This is a genomic window from Acetivibrio ethanolgignens (assembly GCF_001461035.1).
GTDB classification, from domain to species: domain Bacteria; phylum Bacillota; class Clostridia; order Lachnospirales; family Lachnospiraceae; genus Velocimicrobium; species Velocimicrobium ethanolgignens.
The window spans coordinates 1-2968 of record NZ_LNAM01000047.1 but is presented as its reverse complement, the minus strand read 5'-3'; the positions used below and the strand labels follow the sequence as shown (position 1 = coordinate 2968).

Genomic DNA, 2968 nt, shown 5'->3' with positions numbered 1-2968 from the left:
CAGTTATTATTGAATTTTCAAGGTGCATAGGCACTTATTCAAGTGCGAAGTTTGAGTAATAAAGTTGAAACAATGTAGAAGTGATGATATAATAAAGATGTGTTAATTTCTTTTAAAATTGCTGTCTACATTGTTTTTCTTTAGTGGAGGTGAATAATCATAAACAATGTATCAGCTATAATAAACAACATGACCATAAAAGTAAGAAGTGATGGTCGCCATGAAGGAAGGTTGACCATTAATAACGTAAGAAAAAGTTTTTATGGTAAAACAAAATCAGAAGTAAAAAATAAAGCGAAAGAATATCTTAATAAAATTGAAAATGGTTACAAAGAACCTAAAAAGATAGTTTTAAATGATTATATTGAATATTGGCTTAAAAATTATAAATTGAATAAGATAGAACCAACTTCATACTCTAGGCTATATAGCGTATATATTCATCAAATTAAAGATACAATAGGGAAAAATAAAATTGGGGATATAACGACAAAGGACATCCAAGAATTAATTGATAATCGTGCTAACCCAATATCAAAAGACATAAAGCCTTTGGCAATGTCTGGATTAAAAAAGATATTACAGTTATTACGCCCATGCTTTAATACAGCTATTCAAGAAGAAATACTTTATAAAAATCCATGTGATAATGTTATTTTACCTAAAGAAAGTTGCATACAAACAGAAACAAAAAAACAATTTTCTTTAAGTGATGAAGAAATAGAAAGATTTAAAAAAGCAGCACTAAGCAAATATAAGACAACACATGAGTATTGTAGCAGAGACGGATTTATACTGTTATTTATGATGAATCTTGGGTTACGAGTAGGAGAGGTATTAGCGTTAGAATGGGATGATTTTGATTTTAATAATAAAATTGTGTATATTAACAAAACTGTTCAAAGCAATGTTATGAATTTTGAAACAGGTAAAAGTGGTACACTTATCAAAAAATCAACCAAAACAAATGCTGGTATTAGAATACTTAATCTAAACGATAATGTAGTAGAATACCTAGAAGAACTTAGAAAGTATAATAATAGGAATAATATATCATCAAAATATTTATGCTGCACAAGGGTAGGAACAATAAATTCTGCAAGGAATTTACAACGTAGTCTTGATAGAATTTTAATGAAAGCTCAAATAAATAAAAAAGTAACCTTGCATACATTGCGACATACCTTTGGTTCTGTTCTTTTAAGGAAAGGAGTAAATATAGAAGTTGTAAGTAAATTGATGGGACATGCGAATATTAATATAACATACAACAAATATATTCACTCGATTAAGGAAGAAGAAGCAAAAGCAATGACAATGATAAAAGTGTGCTAAATTGGGGTCAAATTGGGGTCAACATTGAAAATGAAACTCTAAAAACCTAGTATCTATAAGCGTTTAAAACGTTTTGATAATGGTTCGATTCCCCTCAGCTCCATTCTGAAACCCTTGATTTTAGAGGGTTTCAGAGTTTGAGTAATCAATAGGTAATCAAAAAAGTAATCAGACAAACGTTCGATATATGCAAATACTTAGGAAAGGAGTTTCTTCTACAAATGCTAAAAAGAGAAATCGCTTAGTCGGTTTATTTTTTTGCAAAAAAATAGCAGCGAATAATTCCGCTGCCAGGTTATTTGAATATATCAATCAGGCCGATAATTTTTAAAAATTGTATAGCGAGAACACTTTAAACTGCGACTTAAAAATAACTTTTCTTGACCGCTACACCGGGAAAGAATTTTGATTTGACGAATGCCGCCAGATGTGCTATATTGAACATAGAAGAGGGAAAGCCAGAGAAGCGGCTTACCCTGAAATAATAATTAGCCGTTATTATTAACAGCCGTCATTATTGCGAGTAATGGCGGCTATTTTCTTTCGTCTGGAGGGTTAGCCCCTCCGAAATAGGAGGGTAAGCCGCCCGGCTCTCTGGTTTCCCATGCAGATATTATAGCAGTATCCGACATAGTTCGCAATCTAAAATTTTCAAGGTGCAAGCTCCCTATGTTTCCCTTCTGTATTTGAAATTTGGTTGTGTTCCCTTGTTGATATAATAATATCACTTTTAAAAGTTATAGTTGATACTTTTTATAACTTTTAAAGGGTTATAATATATATTGAAAATATGCAGGAGGTGCGTTATCTCTTGAAAGTCTGAATAAAGTATCTTTCATTTTGGATATGCAGCCGAAAGATCTGATTGAGTTTAAAGCGTCGCCGGAAGAAGAAAGGAAAAAGAAATATAACTTTTAAAAAATGTCTTGAAAATATGGATTGGAGGTATAAAGTATATGCATAATTACGAGAGAATCATATATTGGTTGCTTATTTTTTTACCCTAGAGGTATCTTGAAATGGCCTGTAATAAATTCAAATGTGTTTATGAAATTGATGGAGAATGTGAGCCGATGTGCGTCGAGTGTACTGGTGATATGTGCGAATGCTTCGGAGAGTGTTCCGGATGCAAGCAACAGGACTGGGACGAGTGCGACGGAGCAATGTAATGTAAATTATCTAAACATTCAGGAGGTGTATATAATACATGAAAAATAATATAGTTGTGTCAAGTGCTGGTGTAGAAGTATACACCAGTAGAATATTAGAGCTTGCAGATGATTTCTTTGAGCATGAGCTGGACGATAAATGCCGAGAGGATATTTATAATAAATCCGGTATATTCATGTCAATGATATTGTATATCTCAGACAATATACCTAAACCGGATAATAACGATATAGAGCTACTGGATAATATATTTAATATATATAAGGCTTTGTGTTAAATATAATATGTTACCAACTTTAGAAGCTTACAGTATGTTAATTAATATTAATCCTGGTACTTTATCTGATTGAAGTGGTGGAGTATTAAGGGATAATATATACTATGACAGTAATGGTAATTATATAAAACCTGAATCCGTGAAGTTCAATGCAAGTCAACCTATTAAAAGCCAGTATTTTCTAAT

At 31.7% G+C, this 2968-nt stretch carries 3 protein-coding genes; all 3 read left to right on the top strand.

Going from position 1 to position 2968, the window contains the following annotated elements:
- Positions 1 to 189 precede the first annotated feature (189 nt).
- The 3 genes from ASU35_RS03640 (at position 190) to ASU35_RS03635 (ending at position 2782) form a co-directional block, all read left to right on the top strand.
- Positions 190 to 1335: a tyrosine-type recombinase/integrase gene (locus ASU35_RS03640; RefSeq protein WP_083504126.1), complete on the top strand. Its 1146-nt coding sequence runs from the start codon at positions 190 to 192 to the stop codon at positions 1333 to 1335.
- 1019 nt (positions 1336 to 2354) lie between these two features.
- Complete coding sequence (locus ASU35_RS19105; RefSeq protein ID WP_156059342.1) at positions 2355 to 2504, top strand: hypothetical protein; 150 nt, start codon at positions 2355 to 2357, stop codon at positions 2502 to 2504.
- 38 nt (positions 2505 to 2542) lie between these two features.
- Positions 2543 to 2782, top strand: a complete 240-nt coding sequence (locus ASU35_RS03635; RefSeq protein ID WP_058351705.1) for a hypothetical protein — start codon at positions 2543 to 2545, stop codon at positions 2780 to 2782.
- The last annotated feature ends 186 nt before the right edge of the window (positions 2783 to 2968 follow it).

Coding starts and splice junctions, on each gene's coding strand:
- ASU35_RS03640 (WP_083504126.1), top strand. CDS start 190: ATGACCATAAAAGTAAGAAGTGATGGTCGCCATGAAGGAAGGTTGACC.
- ASU35_RS19105 (WP_156059342.1), top strand. CDS start 2,355: ATGGCCTGTAATAAATTCAAATGTGTTTATGAAATTGATGGAGAATGT.
- ASU35_RS03635 (WP_058351705.1), top strand. CDS start 2,543: ATGAAAAATAATATAGTTGTGTCAAGTGCTGGTGTAGAAGTATACACC.